The organism is Mogibacterium kristiansenii (assembly GCF_009695905.1).
Taxonomy (GTDB): Bacteria; Bacillota; Clostridia; order Peptostreptococcales; family Anaerovoracaceae; genus Mogibacterium_A; species Mogibacterium_A kristiansenii.
Map to the genome: position 1 here is coordinate 95,722 of NZ_VUNA01000005.1, position 22,743 is coordinate 118,464.

Here is a 22,743-nt window from a genome sequence, read left to right on the forward strand (position 1 = left end):
GTCAGATTATCTGAAAAAGGAGAATGAAGTGAACAAGGAATACGATGTAAGTGTAATTATTCCGATATACAATAGTGAGGAATACATTGAGCAAGGGATTCAAAGTGTTCTGAATCAATCGAGAATTGAAGTGGAATTGATTCTTGTGAATGATGGTTCTACAGATGGATCTGCCGGCATTATCGATGAATATGCGAAAAAATACGATTCGGTTAAAGCAATTCATCAAGAAAATGCCGGAGTGGGCGCTGCAAGAAACAGGGGAATTCGGGAGGCAACCGGGGAATACATTGCATATTTGGACAGTGATGATTTTTATGAACCGGAGGTATTATCTGAATTAATTGAAAAATGTAGAGAACAGAAATTGGACGTGTTGTTCGCCACATACATGAACTTTTTTGAAGATGAGATTGCTGCAGAAAAATGGCACAAGAATCGAACGGAAGAAGTAATGAGAAGAGGTGACTATACGGCTGTTCCTGTTACAGGGATAGAGTTGATGAGGCAGTTTAAAAGCCAGAAAGAATACAATGTTAATGTCTTTGCTCAGGTTGCAAATCGGGATTTCTTAAGGCGCAACAATATCCTCTTCCCGGAAGATATTGTTTTTGAGGATGCTCCATATACCTTTGCGGTTTTGCTGCATGCAAAAAGAGCCATTGCTTGTAAAGAAGTGTTAGCTCAGCGACGGATTCGCGATAATTCCATCGAACACCGTCCGCCAACTGTAGAGCGTTGTTATGGTGCATTTAAGGGAATAGAACCGATGATACAGAGAATCGAACAAGCAATGAACGATGTGTCGGAAGAGGAAGATCGAAGTGTTGTCAGTCACGAGCTTCGTCGACGGTATCTCTTTGCATCAAAAGCGTTTCGACAGTTACCGGAGGTGGAACAGGAGGAATTTCTGAAGAGACTTTCACCGGTGGAAGAAATATTATTTAGAGCACTTGTGGAACCGTACGCAGCAAAATATCTGCAGTGCGAAGGATTAAAGGAAAGGGTAAGAACACAAAAGGATAAAGCATTAGAGCTTGAAAAGGAGCTGAGTGTTCAAAGCCGTGAACTGGAAAACGTTCGGAAAACGGTACAAGAAAAAAACCAACAAATAAAGAAGCGAAATCAGGAGATTGAAAGCATAAAAAAATCAATCACCTTCCGCATTGGAAAGGTAATTGTGGGACCGTTTTCATTCTTAAAAAAACAATTTAAATAAGCATTCAGCTGACGAATTATAAATGATGGTTGAAAAAACTGCTATTATAGGATAGAATTAAATGGTTTATTATGAAATTATTTAAAAGGTGGACGTATGAATAAATTCTTTTCTAATATCAGAAAGTATCATAAATATGCGATTCGAAGTGCAAAGGCAGAATTGAAAAGTGAGGTAGCAGATTCGTACCTGAATTGGCTTTGGTGGATTATTGAACCGGTATGTTTCATGCTGATTTATACCTTTATTTTCGGCTACGTATTTCATAACAAAACGCCGTATTTTGCTTCATTCGTGTTCATTGGATTAACCGCATGGGACTTCTTTAACAGAATGGTAAAGGGCAGCGTTCGATTGATTGTAAGTAATCGGGATTTGGTGAAGAAAGTATATATTCCAAAATACATTTTATTGTTAGCGAAATCCTATACTTATTTATTTAAAATGGGAATTTCCATGGTAATTACGTTTTGTTTAATGTTTGCACAAGGTGTTCATTTATCGTGGCACATTCTGTTTTTCATTCCGATTACGATTATCTTGTATGTATTGACCTTCGGCATCGGTATGATATTGATGAACTACGGTGTTACGGTGAATGACCTTTCCAACTTGATTAACGTATTTCTGAGAATGGTATTTTACTTATCCGGTGTGTTCTATAATATCAATGAACGTTTGGCAGGTACGTTGTGCTTTGTGCTTCTTCGAGTAAACCCAATTGCCATGATAATGAATGAGTTTCGGCGGACGATGCTGTACAACCAGCTTCCAAGTTTTAAATGGCTGGCTGCTTGGTTAATTATCGCATTGATTCTTAATGCGATTGGTATCCATTTGATTCACAAGAACGAAAACAGTTATGCGAAGGTGATTTAACTATGAGTAGTAACGAGAAAAAAATTGCTTTATCCGTAAGGAATTTACATATCTTCTACAGGGGACTAAAGAAAACTTCCATTCGATCCAGTTGGATGCGCTTGAAAGATAAGGTAGAAATCTTCGAAGCACTAAAGGGTGTTAGTTTTGATTTGGAAGAAGGAAAAATCCTTGGAATTATCGGAAAGAACGGAAGCGGAAAGTCTACAATGCTCCGTGCAATTGCCGGAATCTTTTCTCCGGATGAGGGTACCATTGACTTACACGGAAGACGAGTGTCATTACTCTCCATTGGTGTTGGTTTCAATAAAAAGCTGACCGGTCGTGAGAATATCTATCTTTCCGGAATGCTGCTGGGATTTTCAGAAGAACAGATTGCAGAGAAGGAAAAAGAAATTACTGATTTTGCAGATATCGGCAAGTTCATCGATCGTCCGGTAAAAACTTATTCTTCCGGCATGTATTCGAAACTGGCATTTGCAATTACGGCGATTCTGGAAACAGACATCATGCTTATTGATGAAGTGTTGAGTGTCGGCGATCAGCGGTTTAAAGAGAAGAGTTACAACAAAATGAAAGAACTCATCTCGGATGAGACTCGGACGGTTGTTATTGTTTCCCACAGTTTAAGTACTATTGAGGAATTGTGCGACGAAGTTCTGTGGTTAAATGACGGCGAAGTAATCGAGCAGGGAGACCCGGAAGAAATACTGCCAAGATATATGGAGTTTATGAAGTCCAAAAAAAAGAAATAGGATTTTCAGGGAGGTGGCAGATTGCCACCTCCTTTTGATAAAAAAAAGACAGTATTATTAATGATTTATTTAGATTGAACATATAAAAATAAGATGGTAAAATTATTATGACTTTGTATATCGGTTTCTGAGAATGAGGAGGAAACTACAGTGAAAACAGTGATAACGTACGGTACTTTCGATTTATTCCACGAAGGTCATTACAACATATTAAAGAGAGCAAAAGAATTGGGAGACTATCTGATTGTCGGGGTGACGGGAGAAACCTACGATGCGGAACGAGGCAAGCTGTCCGTTCAGGATAGTTTGGCAACGCGTATTGAAAATGTTCGGAAAACCGGTTTTGCCGATAAGATTATTGTAGAGGAGTATTTGGGACAAAAGATTCCGGATATCATTAAATATCACGTGGATATTTTTGCAATCGGTTCCGATTGGAAAGGCAAATTCGATCATATCGGCAAATATTGTCAAATCTGTTATTTAGAGCGAACGAAAAATATATCCAGCACTCAGCTTCGAGAGAAGACTTTGAGTATTTATCGCTACGGTATTGCTACGGATGAAATGTACGACAATGAGGCGGTAATTGAACCGAAAGTTGTAAGTGGCATTCACGTAGAAAGTGTTTTTGCAGAGGATGAAGCATTAGCACAGCGGTTTGCAGAGTATCATGAATTAAATGGTGGGTTCAGTGACTACGAGAAGTTTCTGGAAGATGTGAACATTGTTTACATTAAGTTGCCACGAGAGAAACGTTACGATTACGTTAAACAGGCGGTGCAGAACGGCAAACATGTAATTGTGGATATGCCGTACACGATGGATAAGCGTCAGGAAGAAGAAATCCGTAAGCTTTCCGCGCAGAACGAGACAGTCGTTATGGAGAACGTACTGACCTTATATCAACACGCCTTTGGGCAACTGCTCTGGATGGCGAAAGGAAATGAAATTGGAGATTTGATCAGCATCAAATGCTCTATCTCCAGGAGCATGTTTGACCATAAATGCGGATATGACTTCGTTGATTTGGCATACTATCCGGTCTGTGCGATTACGAAGATATTAGGCGCAGATATTGAATCGATAAACGTTAAAACCATAAAAGATACCGAAGGAAACATCAATTATGGATTGATTACGTTGAATTATGAGAACACCGTAGCCACCGCAGAAGTGGGGATGGATATGGAGTTGGATTGCGGCCTGAAGATTCTTGGAACAAAGGGCGAAATCTTTGTTCCGGATGATTGGTGGAGAATGGGATATTTCAAGTACAAGAACCAAGGAGACGATCGTACAAAACATTACAGCTCCAATTTCGAAGGAAACGGATTCCGGTATCTCATTCAGGCTATTCTTCAAGAAATTAAATCCAAGAATTCTGATGTTGCGCGAATTCTTCCGAATGAATCAGAAGTGGTACTTGATGTTTTGAATAGAATAGAGTTACAATAATTATTCACAGGATGTTTTTAAAATGCACGGTGGTAAGAGTATGCATAACAGTTTTTTAGAAAAACCGCATCAACGGAACGAGGGGCAGGATAAGCTCTTGGAATTATTAAAGAAGTTCGACGAACGATGTGAGGAATTTAATATAACGTACTATCTTGGTGGCGGAACTGCGCTGGGCGCAATTCGACACAAGGGTTTTCTTCCTTGGGATGATGATGTAGATCTCTACATAACCCGAAGAGAATATCAGAAACTGTGTAGCGTGCAGAAAGCATTTTTTTCTGATGATTTCGTATTGGCCAACAATGAAAACTTTTCCCGATATCGAAATCCGTACGCACGATGTATCGACACATCTTCAACTGCGGTAACTTTGACGCGTTTGGCAGACGACGCACCGAAAGGTCAATTCTTGGAGCTTTTTATCTTGGATCCGATACCGACGGATGCAGAGGAAAAGAATTCGTGGCTGACTCTTTTTTGGATATATTGTGAATTGCTGTGCCTTACCTATCGCAATGCATCCGAAAAGAACGGAAAGTGGATAGATTTCGATCTCTATGACAAATATTTGAAGCGGTGCGATAAGATTGGCTGTGAGCAGGTGCTGCATGAATTGGAAGAAACGTTGTTTTCCATCGAAGAGGAAAATGCAGAAGACTATATCTTGAGTTGGGGCGGAGAGTTCTTTATCTACCCGATTCAAGCTTTTGGAAAACCTAGAAGGGTGGAGTTTGAAAAAACGTTGCTGCCGGTTGCGAGCAAGGCGGAGAATATTTTCAGGATTGCCTTCGGAGACGACTGGGCAATTATCCCGCAGAACGAAAACCAGATTCAGCATAATGTGAAATTAGACATGAACCACTCCTATTTGGAATATATGGAGAGTGAAGACGAATTCGAGAATTTGTGGCCTCTTTATCCGGAACGAAAAAGGGCAGCTCTGGCGATGTTTTATTCTGAAATGAATCTCGTCAAGTTGTCTCAGATGAGAATGATAAATTCGCTGAAGCATTATTTTGAGAGTAAGAATGCGATGAGCGAGTTGATGGAACTAGAACGAGAAGAAAAATATAATGAGATGCTGGAAATTCTCAATCCTTGGTTAGATGCACAGTTCTCGGATCTGTTTCGTCGATGGAATCGGTATTTAGATATCGGCGATGAATATTTGGAGAGAATCCTATGTACATTGCTGAATACCGGTGATTTCAAACGTTTTTCCAAGATTTTGGATTGGACAAAAGATTTAAAGCAAGCAGAAAGTTCAGAAAGTTCGAGGATATCGGAGTACCGAGCATTTGCAACCGCAATTCGAAACGCCAATGCATATATGGATGTAAAAGATTTCCAATCGGCAAAAAAAGAACTTGAATGTGCTGTAATGTACAGGTATGCGGTCGATCAAGAATGTTACCGGCTTGCGGACATAAGATGGTGTGTGGGAACTTATGAAGTGCAGGATTTGAATGCGTTGCTGCAGCGTGTTATAAATTTGCAGGATGAGTATCCGCAACAATCCGATTTTCTGTTTTATCGCGGAAGGGTGGAATACTTATTGGGGGATACGGATTCTGCAACGAAGCATTTGGAAGAATTCTACAAAAATAGTCGAAATGGAATGATGCGCCTTGCAATCAGAGAGATGCTTGAGGAGGATGGAGAGATAGCGTGAGATGTAATAGAGATGTGGTGTTGGAACTCCTATGTGAAATTTTCAGAATTTGCAATGAAAAAAAATTGCGGTGCTGCCTTTCCGGAGAGTTCTTAATAATGCCTGCCGTACAAAAGGAAATTCGTCGAGAGGCTCCTCGTGGTGAAGTGTCAATGCCTTTTTACGATTTGTGCATCCTGGCAGAGGAACTTAAAAAACAGGTATCCGAAAATCGGAACGCCGAATGGTTTTTCGATAACGAAAACATAAAAGATATTTGTTTTTCCTATGTTGCAACGGATACGATGTATTATGACATAAGGTACGACAAAAATTGCAAATATCACGGAGTGAGAGTTCTTATTAAACCGGTATTCGATCAGACGCGATTCACAAAAATAAGCAATTTCTTAATGAACGGATGGATTCAGCAGATTGGGTCAAAGGCGAAAAAACAGAATTTGGAAAATAGAATTCTGCGATTTGTCTTTAAGAAAAAACCAAAGATGATTTTGAATTATTTAAAGCGTCGATTGATGAAGGAACAAAGAAATTCATCCGGAAATAAATGCTTTACCTGGTCTTTTAATTTCAGGAAGAAGCTCAAATTCGATACAAATTTCTGGGATGATTTAGTTACTGTTGATCTCGATGGAATTTCGGTATGCGTACCGAAGAACCTCGATGAATACGCCAATGTATTGCATGGACGTAACTGGAAAGACAAGAATTACAATAAAGATTATCTAAATTATTTGAGTAATTCCGGAATTTCATACAAAATGTTTTTCGATGAAGCGGATATGAATACGCTTGGGAATGAATTATCTGAGGCAGTTGATTCCAGAAGAAAGAAAAAGAATGACTATAACAAAGTAAATGCGCCATTCAAAAGTTCTTGGGAGAATTTTTACACGAGAGAGATTGGTTGGCGTGGAAAGGAAGAGGAAAATGATTAATTTTACAGTAGGTCCGGTACAGTCCAGTGAAAAGGTCAGAAGTATTGGTGCAGAACAAGTACCGTACTTCCGCACACCGGAATTTTCTGATTTGATGAAAGAAAATGAGAAGCTGATGAAGAAATTCGCTAAAGCTTCCGATGACAGCCGTGTCGTATTCATAACCGGTTCCGGAACTGCATCCATGGAGGCCTGTGTGATGAATCTTTTTACATCGGAAGATAAGGTGTTGGTTGTAAACGGAGGAAGTTTCGGAAATCGTTTTGTGCAGCTTTGCGAAATTCATGATGTTCCGCATGAAGTAATTGCTTTGGAAAAAGGAAAGACCCTTACAAGGGAGGAACTCTATAAATATGACGGAATGGGATTCACCGGATTTTTGGTGAATATGCACGAAACATCGACGGGAGTGCTGTACGATATTGATATGATCAGCGAATTCTGCAAGAAGAACGATATCTTCTTACTGGTAGATGCGATCAGTGCATTTTTGGCAAATCCGATTAACGTAAAAGAACAGCATGTGGGGGCGATGATTACCGGCTCGCAGAAAGCGTTAGCGTGCCCTCCGGGTATTTCGGTAATCGTTCTTTCGCCGGAAGCCATTGAGCGAATTGAGAGAAATAAGGTTAAGTCCATGTATTTTGATTTGCAGGATGCATTGAAAAACGGAGAACGCGGGCAGACACCGTTCACTCCGGCGGTTGCAATTCTTATTCAAATCAATGAACGACTGAAGGAAATCGAGGCACAGGGAGGCGTAGAGAGCGAAATTAAGCGAATCGCGACGCTTGCAGAAGATTTCAGAACGAAGATCAAAGAATTGCCGTTTGAAATCATGTCGGAATCCTTATCCAATGCGGTAACTCCGCTTCATCCAACCACAGCATCGGCGTATGATATTTTTACAACACTTAAGGATGAATACGAAATCTGGGTTTGCCCGAATGGCGGTGATCTTGCGGACACATTATTCCGTGTGGGACATATCGGATATCTCACTGAAGCGGACAACGATGCATTGATTCATGCACTGGAGGATATGAAGAAAAGAGGACTTATTTAACCAAGCATACGAAAGGATGGGAGTAACTTTTGAATACAATACAAAAAAATCTTTATCAACTTCTTTGCGAAATTGACGAGCTCTGTAAAAGTCAGGATATTCAATATTTCTTGGCCGGCGGCACAGCACTGGGGGTTGTGAGAAATCATCGTTTCCTCCCGTGGGACGATGATATGGATTTATATATTACAAGGGATAACTGGGCGAAGCTTCGGGATGCGGTAGAGTCCGGAAAAGTTGAGTTGCCACCGAATCGGGAACTGGTGTATGCAGAGAATACGCCGTACTATTCCAATCCGATTCCAAGATATGTGGATACTTCTACAACGGCGATATACTCTTCTCAGATGCTGCCTGGTCGTGCGTGCGGTCAGCATGTGGAGTTCCTTATTATGGATCCGATGCCGAACGAAGAGCAGGAAAAAGCAGAATTCTTGAAGAATCTTCGTATGTATACGGAATTAATCTCCCCTTATTTTGTTGTAAACAAAAGCTTATCCATCGAAGATTTCAGAGAGCATGCAAAGGAATATAAGAAATTATATGCTGTCGCAGAAAAAGAGAGTTTGAACGCGGTTCTGAAGGATTTGGATGCTAAATTGCACAGCTGTGTTGAATCCGAGTCCAAAGAGATGTGCATGCGTTGGGGTATTCAGACATTGATCTATCAGCATGCGGATTTCGGAAAAAGTCGTCCGGAGTTATTTGAAGGAAGAATGTTTCCCGTTGGCGAACACGCGGAAGGAATTCTGAGAGATGCATACGGGGACAGTTGGATGTATGTTCCGGAAGTGGAAGATCAGGTCGTTCACAATGCTTTGCAGGATATTGAAATTCCGTATGAAGAATATACGAAACGCTACCAGCCGTATGTGGACAAGGAAAAAATGTTGCAGTCGTACCGAAAGAATAAGAACAACAGTTTGAGTGTTTTTTGCCTTCGAAGAGAGCGAGAGAAGCTGGCTGTGGAAGCGCAAGCTCTGATTATTCGAGATACAATAAAGAATGAGCTGGAAGAAAAACTGGACGACATTCGAGATAACTATAACGCAAAGGCTTATGGTGCGGTAAGAAATATTTATCGGGATTATACTCAGAACCAGATGAATCAGTATGCCAGAAAATATAATGTGTATTACAATATTTCGGACGAATGTATGTACTACATTTTGATGACGGCCATTCAACAGGGTCGATATTTCGAAGCACAGAAGTATTTAAATATACGAAAGCAGAATGAACCTCTTTCCGAAAAGCTGCTGGAAGTACAGGAATTAATAGATTATTGCAGAGATCTTTCGATTGCGATATACGATTATGATGATGTAGATCGCATTAAAGAACTCCTTCGCGAAGCGAAATCGGAATGGAAGGAGCTGCTGGATTACGGTCGTGCCGAGCTGTGGTTGAATGACCGGCTTGCCGAAAGCGAGTTGGACTGGCAGCAACAGAAGACCCGTGCGGAGAAATGGAATCAGATTTATCCGGAAGACGGTGAGGTTATGGCATATCTGGCAGAGTCGGAATTAAAGTTGGGAGAAAAAGAAAAGGCAGAAGACTTATATAATCGTGCAATCCATTTAACCAGAAACGGTATTATTTGGGAGAAGGCAAAGGAAAGCGTTGGGTTGGAACGAATTGAAGAAGAATATGATCTTCGAAAATAAATAGAGATGTTGTAAAGACAGAGGTAAAGCAGTGAAAAATATATATGATGTGCAGAAACAGCTATTGAAGGAAATTGATGAAATTTGCAGAGATAAAGGCTTTCAATACTTTCTCGTGGGTTTTTCTGCAATGAATGCGTATAAGAACCACACATTAAAAGATGGTCCGTGGACGCTTTCTCTTGCGATGGTTCAGGGAGAAGCGGAACAACTGGCGACAGAGTTGATCGGACAGAAAAACTCGAAACGATATGTTGAATGGGTAATCAACAATCCGATCTACAGTGAGAATCATTTTACCTATGGCGCAATAGATACAACATCGATTCGTTTGGGCCACGAGGAAAAGTTATACAATCACGGAATTCATTTGAACGTATACTATATTGATGCCTATGCAACGATTGAAAAGAAAATGATACCGGAAAAAACGAAATCGTATAGAATTGTTCGGAAATTCTTCAAGGGCGTAAATGAGCGAAATGCAAAAGAACACATTTCCGGCAATCCCGTTAAGCGGATTGCGAAATCAGTGGTATATGGGCCTGCAAGTTTGATTGGTGCTGAGCGAATTGCGAAAAAAATGTATGATGAACGGTATAAAATCCGTGGAATTGATACATGGAAGGACCTATGCAAGTACAGTGAGGTAGCAATAAATAAGTATGTTGTTCCGGTGAAATGGATTGACAATTGTCGGAAATATGAATTGGAAGAAGGTGTAAGTGTTTTCCTGCCAAACGAAACTGAACAGTATTTGATGAGCGTGGTAGGTGAAGATTGGAAAGAGAAGGAGTGCAGCCATCCTTTGAAACACATCATCTCCACAGAGAAACCTTTTGAGGAATCCTTAAGGTTGCTGAAGGCGTCAGGCGTTGAAAAAGAATATAACCAACGTGTGGATAAGATTCAGTATGAACGAGCGAAGGTAAAAGATGAATATGCGAATATTGAATCGTTGAAACAGTTGGTATTCATGACCAAAGAGCAGGTGTACTATGAACGACTGCTCTCAAAACAGAAAAATGCAAGTGATTCTTTGATAAAACAGGTCGTGAAGTCTTTAAAGAAGTATGAAGAAATGAATTTGACTTTCCGATTAAACGAACAAGCCGAAAGAGAAATCGATTCGTATCTTGAACGCGAGGGAGAGGTTGAACTTCTGGCAAGACTTCAGGAGCTGAGAAAAGTGGATATTTTTGCGGGAAAGTAACAGAAAGGGGTCAAAATGATTAAGATTTTTGATTTTGAGACATGTAAAGCATTGGGAAATGAGCTTCCGTCGGAGCTATTCTATCAGTGGGTAGATTTTGCCTTAAAGGAAAAAGAGCAGTTTGTTATGCCTGTTAAAACAAGAATCGGGCAGGATCATGGGGATTATTATGCGAGTATGCCGTGCATGTACGAAAAAGACAATTTGGTAATGGCAAAGATGATCGGCCGCCACCTATTGAAGGAAGGTGAGCAGCGTTCTACGATGATGAGCGATTTGATGCTGTATGAAGCAGACACCGGTGTACTTAAGGCATTGATGGATTGCGAATATATCACTACACTTCGTACCGGTGCCGCAGCCGCTCATTCTGCAATGATGTACGCAAAGAAAGATTTCAAAACCGTCGGATTATTGGGACTTGGAAACATCATGTTTGCATGCATCGATGTGCTGATGTCTCAGATTCAGGACAGAGAGGTTACTTTTAAGCTGTATAAATATCACGATCACGAAAAACGGTTCATGGAACGTTTCTCGAAGTTTACCAATATCACTTTTGAGCTTTGCGATACATATGAGGAAACAATTCGCGATTCCGATCTGATTATTTCTGCAGTGACACGCGTAACGGAAAATTTCGTGTCCGATGATTGTTACAAAGAGGGCTGTACCGTAATTCCAATTATGACTCTGGGTTTCCAGAACTGTGATCTGTTCTTCGATAAGGTGTTTGCGGATGATATTGACCAGATTAGAGGGTTTAAATACTTCGATCAGTTCAAGAGTATTGAAAACACGACGGACGTCTTAAACGGAACGGCTCCGGGAAGAGAGAATGATACGGAACGGATATTGGTGTATAATTACGGATTGGCAATCCATGACTTGTACTTCGCCGCACAGCTGTATAATCATGCAAACGGCACAGAACAGAACATTGAGTATCATTATTGTAAAGAAAAGTTCTTTATGTAATAAGAGTTTTCTTTAATAATACATGGAAGAGACTGTTGAATATGATGTAAAAAAGTGTTATCATAACTTGGTATATATTAAGATTATTCAATAGGAAAGGAAAGATGTATGTTTAAAAAGAACGGAAAGAAAGCCGTAGCGTACGTAGCCTTACTGTTAACGTTGATAATGTGTTTGGGTACGTTGCTGGAAGGTGCAATCGCATTTGCGGATGTGGATACACAGGTAGCGAACAACACATCTGAAGCCAGTGAAACGATAAAGGATGATACTACGAATGCAGATGTACCTTCTGCGGATGACTCGAAGAATACAGCATCGGAGCCGTCAAAAGAAGATGAAAGTACCGGCGCTGTGGAAGCCGCTAAGGTTATTCAAACCGAAGACTTTGATATGAAAGTTTCTGCGGTAAGCAAGAGCTTTTATTTGAATATCTCCGGCGAAAAGCAGGTATTGGTTTCTGCAGTTTTGGATGCAAAGGCAGGATATACTTTCAGTGCATTCGACGTGTACGACAAGACTGCAAATAAGGTGATTGCGAAGAATGTTGCAAAGGATAAGTCTACGACGATTACCGTTGAAGACGAACATCAGTACTGTGTTCAGGCAGAGGCGGAAGGTAAAGAGGTCATTCTCGAATCTAAGGAGATGTACACGGTAAATTTCCCGGAAAAAGTCACCGACTTGAAGGCAACTTGCGCTAAGAAGGACAATTTAATTAAAGTAACTTGGGACAAGGTGGATGGTGCAAATCGATACTACGTGTATCGGAATACAAAGGCCACTCGCCCGAGCAAGCCGATTAAGACGGTGACCGGCAACTCCTTCTCCGAACGGAGAAAGGGTGGATCCTATTACTACTGGGTTCAGGCGGCGAATACTACGGATGCAGCTGCATCGGACTTCGTGAAGAGCGGAAAGGTGACTGCAGGAAATTATCTTGCAATTCCGGTACGGAATTACTGGTTTACCGCTACTGCAAAGAAGCGCATTCCGATTTACAAATCCGCAAAGAGCAAGAAGGTAATCGGGTACCTTCCAAAGGGAAAGACCGTAGTAATTAAGAAGAAGAGCCCAAAGGTGGTTCCGCAGTACGGCGTAGTAAAGCGGGTGTATTTTGATGACAAGAACCTGAAGAAAAAGGGCTGGGTAAGCTTTAGATCCGTTAAGCTGAAAAATCACGTTGCCGGAAAGTCCAATGACTGGAGCAGAAGCGTAAAGGAGAACTACGTGAACAAGAAGAAGTTCAAGAGTTCAACTAATTACCTGATTTGGCTCAGTAAATACACCCAGAAGGTGTACGTGTTCAAAAGAGCCAATAAGCACAGTAAGTGGGTTCTCAAGAAGACTTATCGCTGTTCGTCCGGTACGTTTGCGCATCCGACACCGACCAATATGAACTATATCCTAGTTCGCAAGCAATACGATCGCCATCGTGTTACCAATAAGGGACTGAGATATTACTACAAGTATCTGTCCGCATTTGGAAAGAAGGGATCTTCCGGAAGAGGAAACGCATTCCATACGGTATGTTGGAGAGAAGGAACTCATAAGATGCTGAAGCCGGTAAAAGATAAGCCGAACACCAAGGGCTGTGCCAGAATGTTCACCGGTGAGGCAAAGTGGATTTATAAGCATGTTCCGACTAAGACCCGAGTAGTCAGTTATTAGTTGAATTGCATAAAGAATTTAATAATCGCATAGGACATCGTCCTATGCGATTTCGCTGTGTTCGCCTTTTCCAAAATGTGATACAATAAACCCAGTGACATTAAAAAAAAGAAAGAATTGGAATAATGAGAAGAAAAAAGATTGCAATCGTGGGAGCCGGTGATTTCCAGCTTCCATTGGTTCAGGAGGCGTCAAAAGAAAACGACGTGGTGCTGATTGCACCGGTAATAGGCAAAGCATTTGAACCCTACATCAAGGAGCGCTGTCTCATCGATGTAAGAGATCAGGATGCAGCGCTGAACTTCTGCCGAGAACAGAAAATTGACGGAATCATTACGGATCAAACGGACATCTCCGTTCGCACCGTGGCTTACGTGGCGGAACAGATGGGACTACCGGGAATCAGTTACGAGACGGGACTTCTTTTTACCGACAAGGCGAGGATGCGAGACGTGATGGAGGAAGCAGGAATTCCGTGTCTCCCAAACCGCACGGTAACTTCCGTGGAAGATGCGGTGTCCTTTTGGCGAGAATTGGAGGGAACGACGGTCATCATCAAACCGCTGGACTCCCAGGGAAGCCGGGGAATCTATTCTTGCGATTCGGAGGAGGATATCCGAAAGTATTTTGACGAGAGTGCCGGTTTTTCTTCCAACGGAGAAGTAATCGTCGAAAAGATGGCCACGGGAATGGAATTCTTCGTAGAAGGGATGGCTTTTGGCGGAACGTTCCGGAATCTGATTATCGGAGATACCCATTACTTTGATATTGAGAACGCTTACGCAGCGGAAAGCCGCCGCACACCGTCGGTACGGAATCCAGAGACAGTGCGGCGCGTGCTGGAACGAAACCGGGAAATCATCGAAGCCTTTGGGCTGAAGCAGGGACTGACGCACAGCGAATTTATCATGGACGGCGACGAAATCTATCTGCTGGAGACGGCGGCCAGAGGCGGTGGCGTGTACATTTCATCGGATTTAATTTCGTTGGAAACCGGTATCAATGTGGAGAAGTTCCTGGTAGACATCGCTTTGGGACAACTTCAAGAAATGCCGCAATCGAGATCTACCGGGAAGTATTCCGGATACAAGGCCTTCTACGTGCCCTTTGGAACAGTGAAGAGCGTCTCGGGTTTGGAAGAAGTGAAAGCACTGCCGTATGTCCACCGCAATCAATTGGATAATTTACACATCGGAATGGAAGTTCCGGTGGAGAAGCTGAACAAGACCAATCGGCTGGCCCTGATTGTGGAGGCGGAGTCGGAGAAGCAATGGCAGGAGAGAGTCGCACATATCCGGGATATTCTGCATGTGGAATGCGAATCGGATGGCACAACCCGCGACCTGGTGTGGAAATAGGAGGAAAAATTAAATGCTGGATAAGTTGCAGAAAAAAATGGTAAACGTATTTCTGTTCTTTGACCTGATGAAACTGAACAGAAAGTATCCGAAGGGAGATGACTACATTCGCCTGAAGAAGATTCAGGAGAAGCGTCTTCACAAGCTCATGAAAAAGGCATATCAGATTCCATTCTATCGGGAGCGTTTCGACAGAGCCGGCGTGAAGCCGGAGGATATTCGTACTGCGGAGGATTTGGTGAAGCTGCCGCCTCTCACCAAGGATGAGCTTCGCGCTTGGATGAACGAGGAAGCGGAAAAGCCGAAATACAAGGATTGGTTCCATGACACCACCAGCGGTTCTTCCGGAAAGCCGCTGATGCTCCTGTATTCTCCAAAGGAGAAGGCGTTCATGATGGCGGACTGGTTCCGAGTAATGCGTATGGCGGGATACAACCCGTTCCGCGGAAAGACCATGAGCCGAAAGAGTGCTCACAGTACTTCCGCCGGTGCGGATACGTTCCTGCAGAAATTCGGCATCCTCCGAAGAGGTTTTCTGAATCAGTATGCACCGGAAGAGGATATGATTAAGCAGGTGAACGAATACAAACCGGATTTCCTGTACATGAACAAGACGGAATTGATGCGTCTCTGTCTGTACTGCAAGGAGAATCACAGCGATATTTGGCAGCCGAAATTCTTCTGCGCCTCCGGCGAGATGACGGATCCGGCAGCCAGAAAGCTATTCAAGGAGATTCTGGGAGATGGCATTATCGATGCGTACGGCAGCGCCGAAACCGGTTCCTGCATGCTGAAGCTTTTCGACAGCCCGGAGCACATCATTCACTACGATGCGTATGTAATCAATATTTATGACGAAAACGATCGGCTGGCCGATGCGGGTTCTGTGGTAATCACCCCGCTGTTCAAGACGGATATTCCGCTGATTAACTATAAGATCGGCGATAAGGCCATTTCCGAAGTGCGGGACGGCGTTCGTTACGTTACCAGTCTTCAGGGACGAATGAACGACTTCTTCCGCTACGACACCGGTGAGGTGACCACCTTCTTTGAAATTGCCCCGATCATCGCTCATTGCGAGGACGTGGTTCAGATTCGTTTCGTGCAGGATTCCTACACCCATATCGTGGTTCAGTGCGTCCAGAGCAAGGAATCCCTGAAGACATTGGAACAGATCGAAAAAGAATTGGATGAGGCATTGAACAAAAAGTTCAAACATCATATGGATATCGACTTCGAATGGTCCAACTCCATTCCGCCGGACAGCAACGGCAAACTGCGAATGATTGTATGCAAGGTGGACGAGAATGGAAAAAAATAAATTAGAACGGCTGCAGCGTCCGGCAGATATCGTGTTCGGCATCTGTCTGGCGCTGACATTTGCGATGGAAACTCTGCTGGCATATCGGCAGAGTATTCTGTATAACGGAAAATATTTTTCGGATATGGCACTTCACCTGAACATTGCCCGACGCGACCAGTATACCTATCGGATGATTGGATTTCTGGTGAAATACATGGACAAGGTGACTGCCAGCCCTTGGGGCATCGCCGCGGTAATCGGCTTGCTGGTGTTCTTTACGGTGGTAGGGAACTACCTTTTGATACGATTCTTCACGAAAGGAATCACCAAGACCCGGATTCCGGCAGAAGTGCTTTCCCTGGTGGCGTTGTACACCGGACCGATTTACATCCCGAAGTTCATGCCGTATTTCTATGCAAAGACCCAGAGCAAATATGCATGGCAGAATCCGACTCAGATTATGGTAACGGTCTTCTCCATCTTTGCACTGTTGGTTTTCTATAAGGTATACGAGAACTACATGGAGGGGATTTCCATGAAATCCTGGATTCTTCTGGCGGTGACTTTTTTGCTGTCCGCCTGGGCGAAACCAAGCTTTATCATGGCCTTCTTCCCGGCGGCAGCGATGGTACTGCTGGCGGATGTATTCCGTACCGTCGATATATCGGAGATAAGGGATTGCTTAATCGTATCCAAGGCGTACCGCTTCCGACAAGTAGTGATTATGGGGCTTACCATGCTTCCGTCCTGCATTTACTTCCTAATGCTGAATCAGACCCTGTTCGGAAAGGATACTCAGCAGGCCTCCGTGGAAGCGGGGAAAGAAGCCTCCAAGGTGGTCATAGATCTGGGGCGGGCCTACTTCAATCAGGATTTCTCCATTACGCTGAGCATTATTGCCGGACTGGCGTTTCCGCTGTTCGTACTTGCTTTTAACCTGAAGTCGTTAAAGAAACCGGAATACGCGGTTGGCTGGCTGACGGTGCTGTGGGGATATGCGGAACACTTTACCTTTTCGGAAAGCGGTCCGAGAGCGACTCACGGTAATTTTGCCTGGGGAAAGAAGGTTGCGGTATATCTGATGTTCGTCATCAGCATGGCAAAGTTCATCGAGAACCTGTACGATCCGGAATTCTGCAAGGGAAAGAAGAATCTGAAAATCGCCTACGGTGTCGTCGGCATCGGGCTCTTGGTTCTCCATATGGGATCCCAGCTGGTGTACCTGAACCATATCGGTCATGGCGGACGGTATATGATATAACATTTGCCATTAAGAAACGGAATAATGAAATTAGAAGGCGTTGTCTTGACAACGCCTTTTAATATGCTAAAATAAATTTATCGGTTAAGTTAACAAATAATTTTATTTTGGCGCTCTTTATACATATTCAGAAAGGACAGAAACCAAATGGAAGAAAAAACATGTGGGGGAGAATCCCGGGGAATGCAGACCGGGGTGCGGCAGCTCCTGCGGTGGTTTGGCATTGCCCTGATCGTTATCAGCATGCTGGGACCGGCGTTTGCACCGGTGAGCTACGGCGCAGAAGATTCGCAGGTAAAGACGGTAAAGATTACCACAAAGCCGGCTTCCGGACAGATTAATCGCCGGACGGGCGCTGTGGTGCGGAAAAGTGCCTCTTCTCGTTCCAAGAAGGTGGCCCGACTTCCGAACAACAAGAAGATTATCATGGGACACATGACATTCACCACTACCAAGAAATATTCCAGAAAGCAGCGGTGGTTCTACATTAAATGCGGCAGTGTGAAGGGATATGTACCGGTGAATCAGGTAGATCACGTGCGGTATCAGTATCGGAAGGTAAAAGCGAAGCGAAACCTGACATACCGTTACGGAGCCGGCTACAAGATGCGGAAGAAGGGAACCTTGAAGAAGGGAACCACACTCTCCTTGTGTCTGGAAACCAAGGCGAAGGGGTCCAAGACCCTGTGGTATCGTTTCCGTTACGGCAAGAAATTCTACTTCGTCAGCTCCAAGGATTTGAATCTGACGGAGACCGTGCGAATCGAGCCGGATCGTGACAACGGCAGCAGCCCGGCAAAACCCTCCGACAACGGAAGTTCCGGAACTCAGACGGATAATAAAGGTAACGAGACAAAGCCGGATACAGAGAATATAGTCACACCGCCGAAAACCAATCCATCGGTGAATGCGACGGTGCTTCAGAGCAATAAGAAACCGATGACGGCGCAGATGCCGAAGTCCACTCTTACTGCGTGGTACAATTCGCTGCTCAAGATGGCGAATTTAATTGAGACAAACAATCTGAAGTACAATACGAGCGGCGGCGGAACGACTTACAAAAAAGGTCTGGCGGCCAAGAAGGTGAATTGCGCTACCTATATTTCCTGGTCCTTGCAGGATGCGGGTTTTGAGCCTTCCGGATTCTGTTTTTACCTGGGATACGGAAAGATTTACGACCAGAAGATTCCGAAGAATTATTTCATCAAGTCGCCGAATTACCTGGTGCAGACCAATCTGAACATGTCCTTGGCGGATTGCGTGAAGAAGGGATACTTAAAGCCGGGGGATATCGTGGGCTGGCAGAACGGATACCACACCATGGTGTACAAGCATACGAAAAACGGAAAGTACTATTTCTTCTCCGTGGGACCGACGAGTGTGGCTAATAAGGTGGTTCACGAGAACACGTACAAGGCGAGCTATCGCATCGGGGTAATCATTCGGCGGATTGCCTAATTTGGAATGAGCAGAATGGAGATGAATCTCCCACGAACAACAGAAGAGGGACGACACGGCGTGTTGTCCCTCTTTTCGCATCTTACTCTCTGGAATAGGTCACCTTGCAGCTGATTCCGCTGAGACGCCCGATTCGGCCAGACAGGGTGCTGATGATCTGCTGGGGTGCATCCAGGACGATGCTGATGATATTGATTCCCCTTTCCCGGTAGGGAAGTCCCATTCGTCCGATGATATAGGGACTGTTTTCGTGCAGCAGCGCGTTTACCGGTTCGACAGAATCCATGTCGGAAATGATGATGCCGAGAATGGCTACCCGTGTGTTTTCCATTGTTCCTTCCTCCTGTTGAATCTTCTTGAATTGTATCACAAAGGGTTTCTTTTTTCTGTGCAAATTGAACAAATTTCTCGATTTTTCTCGAACGATGTGTACTGAAGGGGAATTTTTTTTCTGCCATAATGGAGTCAGAAGCAATGCTGATTATTTAGGAGGTATGAAATGAAAAGAAAAAAGGAAAAAATGAGCAAGAAGCAGTTTGCGGAGACGATGGCGCAGGAACTGAACCGGTATTTCGAGGAGAATCTGACGATGGAAGTGCACGCTGCCATTCGGGAATTCGTGAAGACCAACGATTACACCCACTACGCCATCGTGCTGGAACGGCCGGGCGTGTATGCCCTTCCGGCGCTGAACGTGGATATTTTTTATGAAGAGTACAAGCATGGAGACAGCATCGAATCGATATCCAGATCCCTTGCCTGGAATGCGATGGGGGCGATTATGATGCCGCCGCCGGTGAACGGCATGGACGGGATCCCAAAGAAGGATTTTGGAGTGAAGTTGTCCGCACGGGTGGTGAGCAAGCAACGAAATGAGAAATATCTGGAGGATGTGCCGTGCCGGGATGTGGTGCCGGGCATTACCATGTTCGCCAGCGTGGAGATTATTGTGGAAGACATGGATTCCTGGCAGTGCCGGATTACCAACCCGATGATGAAGGAGATGGAGTATCAGCCGGACGAATTGATTGACGAAGCGCTGATGCTGTCCGAAGAATACTATCCGCCGATGCTGATGACCTTCTCCGATGGCAATGCGGAAGGGGAGAATTTGCTGGAAAAAGAAGGTTACGCGATGAACGACGATTCCATGTACATCCTCACCACCAATCGATTTCAGTTGGGTGCGGTGGCATTGTTCTATCCCGGCGTTGCGGAAAAAATTGCCGAGATGGCCGGGGGCAATTTCTACGCAATTCCAAGCTCCGTGCATGAATTCATTATTCTACCGGAAAGCGATAAGTATTCCGAAGAGGAACTGCAGGCGATGCTGGAGAGCGGAAACCGGGAGGTGGTCTCCGAAGACGACATCCTGTCGGATACCATTTACGTCTACGACCGGCACCTGGGATTGCTCCTTTCTTGCTCTGAGTACAGCGGCATGTGCGGCACGGAATTCTGTGAGACCATGTGGTGTTAAGCGGGAAAAGGCGGTGAAAGAACGATGGAATCTGTGATAAAAATATGCCGAAATCTGTGGTAAACTTAACGCTTTGAATACTGTCCGGGGTGTGCTAGAATAAAGGCACAGAGAACTTACTGACCGTAAGGAACACCAAGCGGGAAGAAGTGCCGGATACAGTATATAAAGGGCTCGTGGAGACCCGTATCGGATGGACTTCTTCTCGGAGGAAGTCCATTTTTTATGTAGTTTGGAGCAGAGGTATGATTAAAATTGCAATATACGGAAAAGGCGGAATCGGTAAATCCACAGTAACGGCCAATCTGGCGGCGGCATTTGCCATGCGGGGCAAGAAGGTCCTGCAGATTGGCTGCGATCCGAAAGCGGATTCCACCATCAACCTGCTGGGGGGAGAACCCCTGGAACCGGTGATGAACTTTCTTCGGGATCACGACCGTGAGCCGGAAATCGACGATATCGTGCGCACCGGATTCGGCGGCGTGCAGTGCATCGAGACCGGCGGTCCGACGCCGGGCATCGGCTGTGCGGGACGGGGGATTATCGCTACCTTTAACCTGATCGACGACCTTCGAATTTTCCGGAAGTTTCAGCCGGACATCGTGCTGTACGACGTGCTGGGCGATGTGGTGTGCGGCGGTTTTGCGGTGCCGATTCGAGAGGGATATGCGGAAGATATTCTCATCGTCACTTCCGGCGAGAAAATGGCCCTCTACGCAGCGAACAACATTCGCACGGCTGTGGATAATTTTGCGGATCGGGGATATGCTTCGGTAAAAGGAATCGTATTCAACCATCGAAATGTTCCGAGAGAAGAGGAAAAGGTGGGAGAATTCGCTCGGAATGCGGGGATTCCTATTGTAGGCGATATTCCGAGATCCGATGAAATCATCGAATGCGAAGAAGAGGGGATGACGGTGGTTCAGGGACTTCCGGATTCCGAGATTAGCGGAAAATTCTTTGAACTGGCGGACTTCCTGTTGAAGGAACACGAAAAAGAACAGAAAGATGCGCAGGTGCAATAATGAAAAATGCCTACTATATCACAATAGAAGAACTTCTGAAATCAACGGAACTTCGGATTCCCGGGGAACTACAGTCCGGAGAGCATTTGATATACAGCTCACCGGCCACCTTGTCCTACAACTCTCCGGGCGCCCAGGGATTCGGAGTGAAGCGGGCCGGCTTGGTGATTCCGGAGTCCATCATGCTTCTGATTGCGCCGGCTTGCTGCGGACGAAATACCACGATTCTGGCGGACGAAGGCGGATACAGCCATCGGATGTTTTTTCTCCAGATGGATGAATCGGACATCGTCACCGGAAGACATCTGTCGGAGATTCCCGAAGCCATTGGAGAAATTCTGGAAGTGTGCGAGACGAAGCCGAAGGTGGTAGTGCTGTGCATCACCTGCGTGGACGCCCTGCTGGGAACGGATTTGGAGAGAGTCTGTCGAAAGGCAGAGGAGGCGCTGAACGGTGAAGTGCGCGTGGTGCCGACCTATATGTATGCGTTGACGCGAGAGGGAAAGAATCCGCCGATGGTGGCGGTGCGGGAAAGCATCTATTCCCTTCTGGAGAAGGAAGAACGGAAGATAAATCAGGTGAACCTGCTGGGATTCTTCACCCACCTTGCGGATGACTGCGAGCTGTACGATTTGTTGAGGCAGATTGGGCTGGACCGAGTGCTGGAAGTGGGTCGATGTGAGACCCTGGAGGAATACCGGGAACTGGGTGCGTCCAACTTTAACTTGATTCTCAATCCGGAATCCCGGAAGGCGGCTTTCGCACTGGAAGAACGGCTGGGAATGCCGTACGCGGAGTTGACTCGGCTCTACCAGATTGACCGAATTCGCCGCCAGTACGAGCTGTTCGCCGCCGCTTTGGGGACGGAATTCCGGCTGGAGGAATACCACCGGGAAGCGGAGCAGGCGGTGCAGGAACTGCAGGAAGTCTGCAAAGGAAAATCCTTTGTGGTGGGCCAGGTGGTAAACGGCAATCCGCTGGAGATGGCACTGGCACTTCTGAAAATGGGATTTGAAGTAAAATCCGTCTTCGCGGCGATTACGGAAGAGGATTATCCATATATTCGGGAAATCGGGGAATACAATCCGGATCTTCGAATATATTCCACCCTTTCCCCAACCATGATGAATTACGATGGGGATCAGGACGTGGACATCTCCATCGGTACGGATGCGGCATTCTACTATCCGAAATCCGTGAACGTGAAATGGAACGATGAGATTCAGCCTTTCGGTTACCGCGGACTGAAAAATTTCGCCAATGAGGTGGCGGAAACCTGGAAGCGGGCAGCGGCAGACGACGCTAAGATGAACGAGACGAAGGAATAGGAGGATCCGGA

Annotated in this window: 19 protein-coding genes; 18 read left to right on the forward strand and 1 reads right to left on the reverse strand. The window is 44.7% G+C overall.

Going from position 1 to position 22,743, the window contains the following annotated elements; translation table 11 throughout:
* Positions 1 to 28 precede the first annotated feature (28 nt).
* From FYJ65_RS03780 to FYJ65_RS03850, 15 genes are all read left to right on the forward strand, one after another.
* Complete coding sequence (locus tag FYJ65_RS03780) at positions 29 to 1,219, forward strand: glycosyltransferase (protein ID WP_206157302.1); 1,191 nt, start codon at positions 29 to 31, stop codon at positions 1,217 to 1,219.
* Positions 1,220 to 1,315: 96 nt separating this feature from the next.
* A complete protein-coding gene (locus FYJ65_RS03785) occupies positions 1,316 to 2,098 on the forward strand; it encodes an ABC transporter permease (RefSeq protein WP_154554026.1) in 783 nt (260 codons plus the stop codon).
* 95 nt (positions 2,099 to 2,193) lie between these two features.
* On the forward strand, positions 2,194 to 2,853 hold the full coding sequence (locus tag FYJ65_RS03790; RefSeq protein ID WP_330650642.1) for an ABC transporter ATP-binding protein: 660 nt from the start codon (positions 2,194 to 2,196) through the stop codon (positions 2,851 to 2,853).
* Between the two features lie 150 nt (positions 2,854 to 3,003).
* The gene (locus FYJ65_RS03795) at positions 3,004 to 4,311 is read left to right on the forward strand and encodes an adenylyltransferase/cytidyltransferase family protein (RefSeq protein ID WP_288796106.1); all 1,308 of its coding nucleotides are present in this window, start codon (positions 3,004 to 3,006) and stop codon (positions 4,309 to 4,311) included.
* A 22-nt stretch (positions 4,312 to 4,333) separates the two neighbouring features.
* Positions 4,334 to 5,986: a LicD family protein gene (locus FYJ65_RS03800; RefSeq protein ID WP_154554028.1), complete on the forward strand. Its 1,653-nt coding sequence runs from the start codon at positions 4,334 to 4,336 to the stop codon at positions 5,984 to 5,986.
* Complete coding sequence (locus FYJ65_RS03805; RefSeq protein ID WP_154554029.1) at positions 5,983 to 6,924, forward strand: hypothetical protein; 942 nt, start codon at positions 5,983 to 5,985, stop codon at positions 6,922 to 6,924. The genes FYJ65_RS03800 and FYJ65_RS03805 overlap by 4 nt, the downstream gene beginning before the upstream one ends.
* On the forward strand, positions 6,917 to 7,990 hold the full coding sequence (locus FYJ65_RS03810; RefSeq protein WP_154554030.1) for a pyridoxal-phosphate-dependent aminotransferase family protein: 1,074 nt from the start codon (positions 6,917 to 6,919) through the stop codon (positions 7,988 to 7,990). The genes FYJ65_RS03805 and FYJ65_RS03810 overlap by 8 nt, the downstream gene beginning before the upstream one ends.
* Positions 7,991 to 8,019: 29 nt before the next feature.
* Complete coding sequence (locus FYJ65_RS03815) at positions 8,020 to 9,657, forward strand: LicD family protein (protein ID WP_154554031.1); 1,638 nt, start codon at positions 8,020 to 8,022, stop codon at positions 9,655 to 9,657.
* Between the two features lie 64 nt (positions 9,658 to 9,721).
* Positions 9,722 to 10,870 (forward strand): LicD family protein, encoded by a 1,149-nt coding sequence (locus FYJ65_RS03820; protein ID WP_154554032.1) that lies wholly within the window; start codon positions 9,722 to 9,724, stop codon positions 10,868 to 10,870.
* 15 nt (positions 10,871 to 10,885) lie between these two features.
* Positions 10,886 to 11,848: an ornithine cyclodeaminase gene (locus FYJ65_RS03825; RefSeq protein ID WP_154554033.1), complete on the forward strand. Its 963-nt coding sequence runs from the start codon at positions 10,886 to 10,888 to the stop codon at positions 11,846 to 11,848.
* A 108-nt stretch (positions 11,849 to 11,956) separates the two neighbouring features.
* Positions 11,957 to 13,519 (forward strand): L,D-transpeptidase family protein, encoded by a 1,563-nt coding sequence (locus tag FYJ65_RS03830; RefSeq protein WP_154554034.1) that lies wholly within the window; start codon positions 11,957 to 11,959, stop codon positions 13,517 to 13,519.
* A gap of 125 nt (positions 13,520 to 13,644) precedes the next feature.
* Complete coding sequence (locus FYJ65_RS03835; protein ID WP_154554035.1) at positions 13,645 to 14,877, forward strand: ATP-grasp domain-containing protein; 1,233 nt, start codon at positions 13,645 to 13,647, stop codon at positions 14,875 to 14,877.
* A 13-nt stretch (positions 14,878 to 14,890) separates the two neighbouring features.
* Positions 14,891 to 16,198, forward strand: coding sequence for a phenylacetate--CoA ligase family protein (locus FYJ65_RS03840; RefSeq protein WP_154554036.1), 1,308 nt, complete (start codon positions 14,891 to 14,893; stop codon positions 16,196 to 16,198).
* Positions 16,185 to 17,441, forward strand: a complete 1,257-nt coding sequence (locus FYJ65_RS03845) for a hypothetical protein (protein ID WP_154554037.1) — start codon at positions 16,185 to 16,187, stop codon at positions 17,439 to 17,441. The genes FYJ65_RS03840 and FYJ65_RS03845 overlap by 14 nt, the downstream gene beginning before the upstream one ends.
* Before the next feature lie 147 nt (positions 17,442 to 17,588).
* Positions 17,589 to 18,899, forward strand: a complete 1,311-nt coding sequence (locus FYJ65_RS03850) for a hypothetical protein (protein WP_154554038.1) — start codon at positions 17,589 to 17,591, stop codon at positions 18,897 to 18,899.
* A gap of 82 nt (positions 18,900 to 18,981) precedes the next feature.
* Here FYJ65_RS03850 and FYJ65_RS03855 read toward each other — a convergent pair whose 3' ends face one another.
* Positions 18,982 to 19,230, reverse strand: a complete 249-nt coding sequence (locus FYJ65_RS03855) for a TM1266 family iron-only hydrogenase system putative regulator (RefSeq protein WP_154554039.1) — start codon at positions 19,228 to 19,230, stop codon at positions 18,982 to 18,984.
* Positions 19,231 to 19,398: 168 nt separating this feature from the next.
* Here FYJ65_RS03855 and FYJ65_RS03860 point away from each other — a divergent pair, with 168 nt between their 5' ends.
* The 3 genes from FYJ65_RS03860 (at position 19,399) to FYJ65_RS03870 (ending at position 22,732) form a co-directional block, all read left to right on the forward strand.
* The gene (locus FYJ65_RS03860; protein WP_154554040.1) at positions 19,399 to 20,379 is read left to right on the forward strand and encodes a DUF5688 family protein; all 981 of its coding nucleotides are present in this window, start codon (positions 19,399 to 19,401) and stop codon (positions 20,377 to 20,379) included.
* Between the two features lie 245 nt (positions 20,380 to 20,624).
* Positions 20,625 to 21,404, forward strand: coding sequence for a nitrogenase iron protein NifH (locus FYJ65_RS03865; protein ID WP_154554041.1), 780 nt, complete (start codon positions 20,625 to 20,627; stop codon positions 21,402 to 21,404).
* Positions 21,404 to 22,732: a nitrogenase component 1 gene (locus FYJ65_RS03870; RefSeq protein ID WP_154554042.1), complete on the forward strand. Its 1,329-nt coding sequence runs from the start codon at positions 21,404 to 21,406 to the stop codon at positions 22,730 to 22,732. Before FYJ65_RS03865 ends, FYJ65_RS03870 begins: the two co-directional genes overlap by 1 nt.
* Positions 22,733 to 22,743 lie beyond the last annotated feature (11 nt).

Bases quoted from the DNA above. Each gene is read 5' to 3' on its own strand.
- FYJ65_RS03785 (WP_154554026.1), top strand. From the start codon at position 1,316: ATGAATAAATTCTTTTCTAATATCAGAAAGTATCATAAATATGCGATT.
- FYJ65_RS03790 (WP_330650642.1), top strand. From the start codon at position 2,194: ATGCGCTTGAAAGATAAGGTAGAAATCTTCGAAGCACTAAAGGGTGTT.
- FYJ65_RS03800 (WP_154554028.1), top strand. From the start codon at position 4,334: ATGCACGGTGGTAAGAGTATGCATAACAGTTTTTTAGAAAAACCGCAT.
- FYJ65_RS03810 (WP_154554030.1), top strand. From the start codon at position 6,917: ATGATTAATTTTACAGTAGGTCCGGTACAGTCCAGTGAAAAGGTCAGA.
- FYJ65_RS03825 (WP_154554033.1), top strand. From the start codon at position 10,886: ATGATTAAGATTTTTGATTTTGAGACATGTAAAGCATTGGGAAATGAG.
- FYJ65_RS03830 (WP_154554034.1), top strand. From the start codon at position 11,957: ATGTTTAAAAAGAACGGAAAGAAAGCCGTAGCGTACGTAGCCTTACTG.
- FYJ65_RS03835 (WP_154554035.1), top strand. From the start codon at position 13,645: ATGAGAAGAAAAAAGATTGCAATCGTGGGAGCCGGTGATTTCCAGCTT.
- FYJ65_RS03840 (WP_154554036.1), top strand. From the start codon at position 14,891: ATGCTGGATAAGTTGCAGAAAAAAATGGTAAACGTATTTCTGTTCTTT.
- FYJ65_RS03845 (WP_154554037.1), top strand. From the start codon at position 16,185: ATGGAAAAAAATAAATTAGAACGGCTGCAGCGTCCGGCAGATATCGTG.
- FYJ65_RS03850 (WP_154554038.1), top strand. From the start codon at position 17,589: ATGGAAGAAAAAACATGTGGGGGAGAATCCCGGGGAATGCAGACCGGG.
- FYJ65_RS03855 (WP_154554039.1), bottom strand. From the start codon at position 19,230: ATGGAAAACACACGGGTAGCCATTCTCGGCATCATCATTTCCGACATG.
- FYJ65_RS03860 (WP_154554040.1), top strand. From the start codon at position 19,399: ATGAAAAGAAAAAAGGAAAAAATGAGCAAGAAGCAGTTTGCGGAGACG.
- FYJ65_RS03865 (WP_154554041.1), top strand. From the start codon at position 20,625: ATGATTAAAATTGCAATATACGGAAAAGGCGGAATCGGTAAATCCACA.
- FYJ65_RS03870 (WP_154554042.1), top strand. From the start codon at position 21,404: ATGAAAAATGCCTACTATATCACAATAGAAGAACTTCTGAAATCAACG.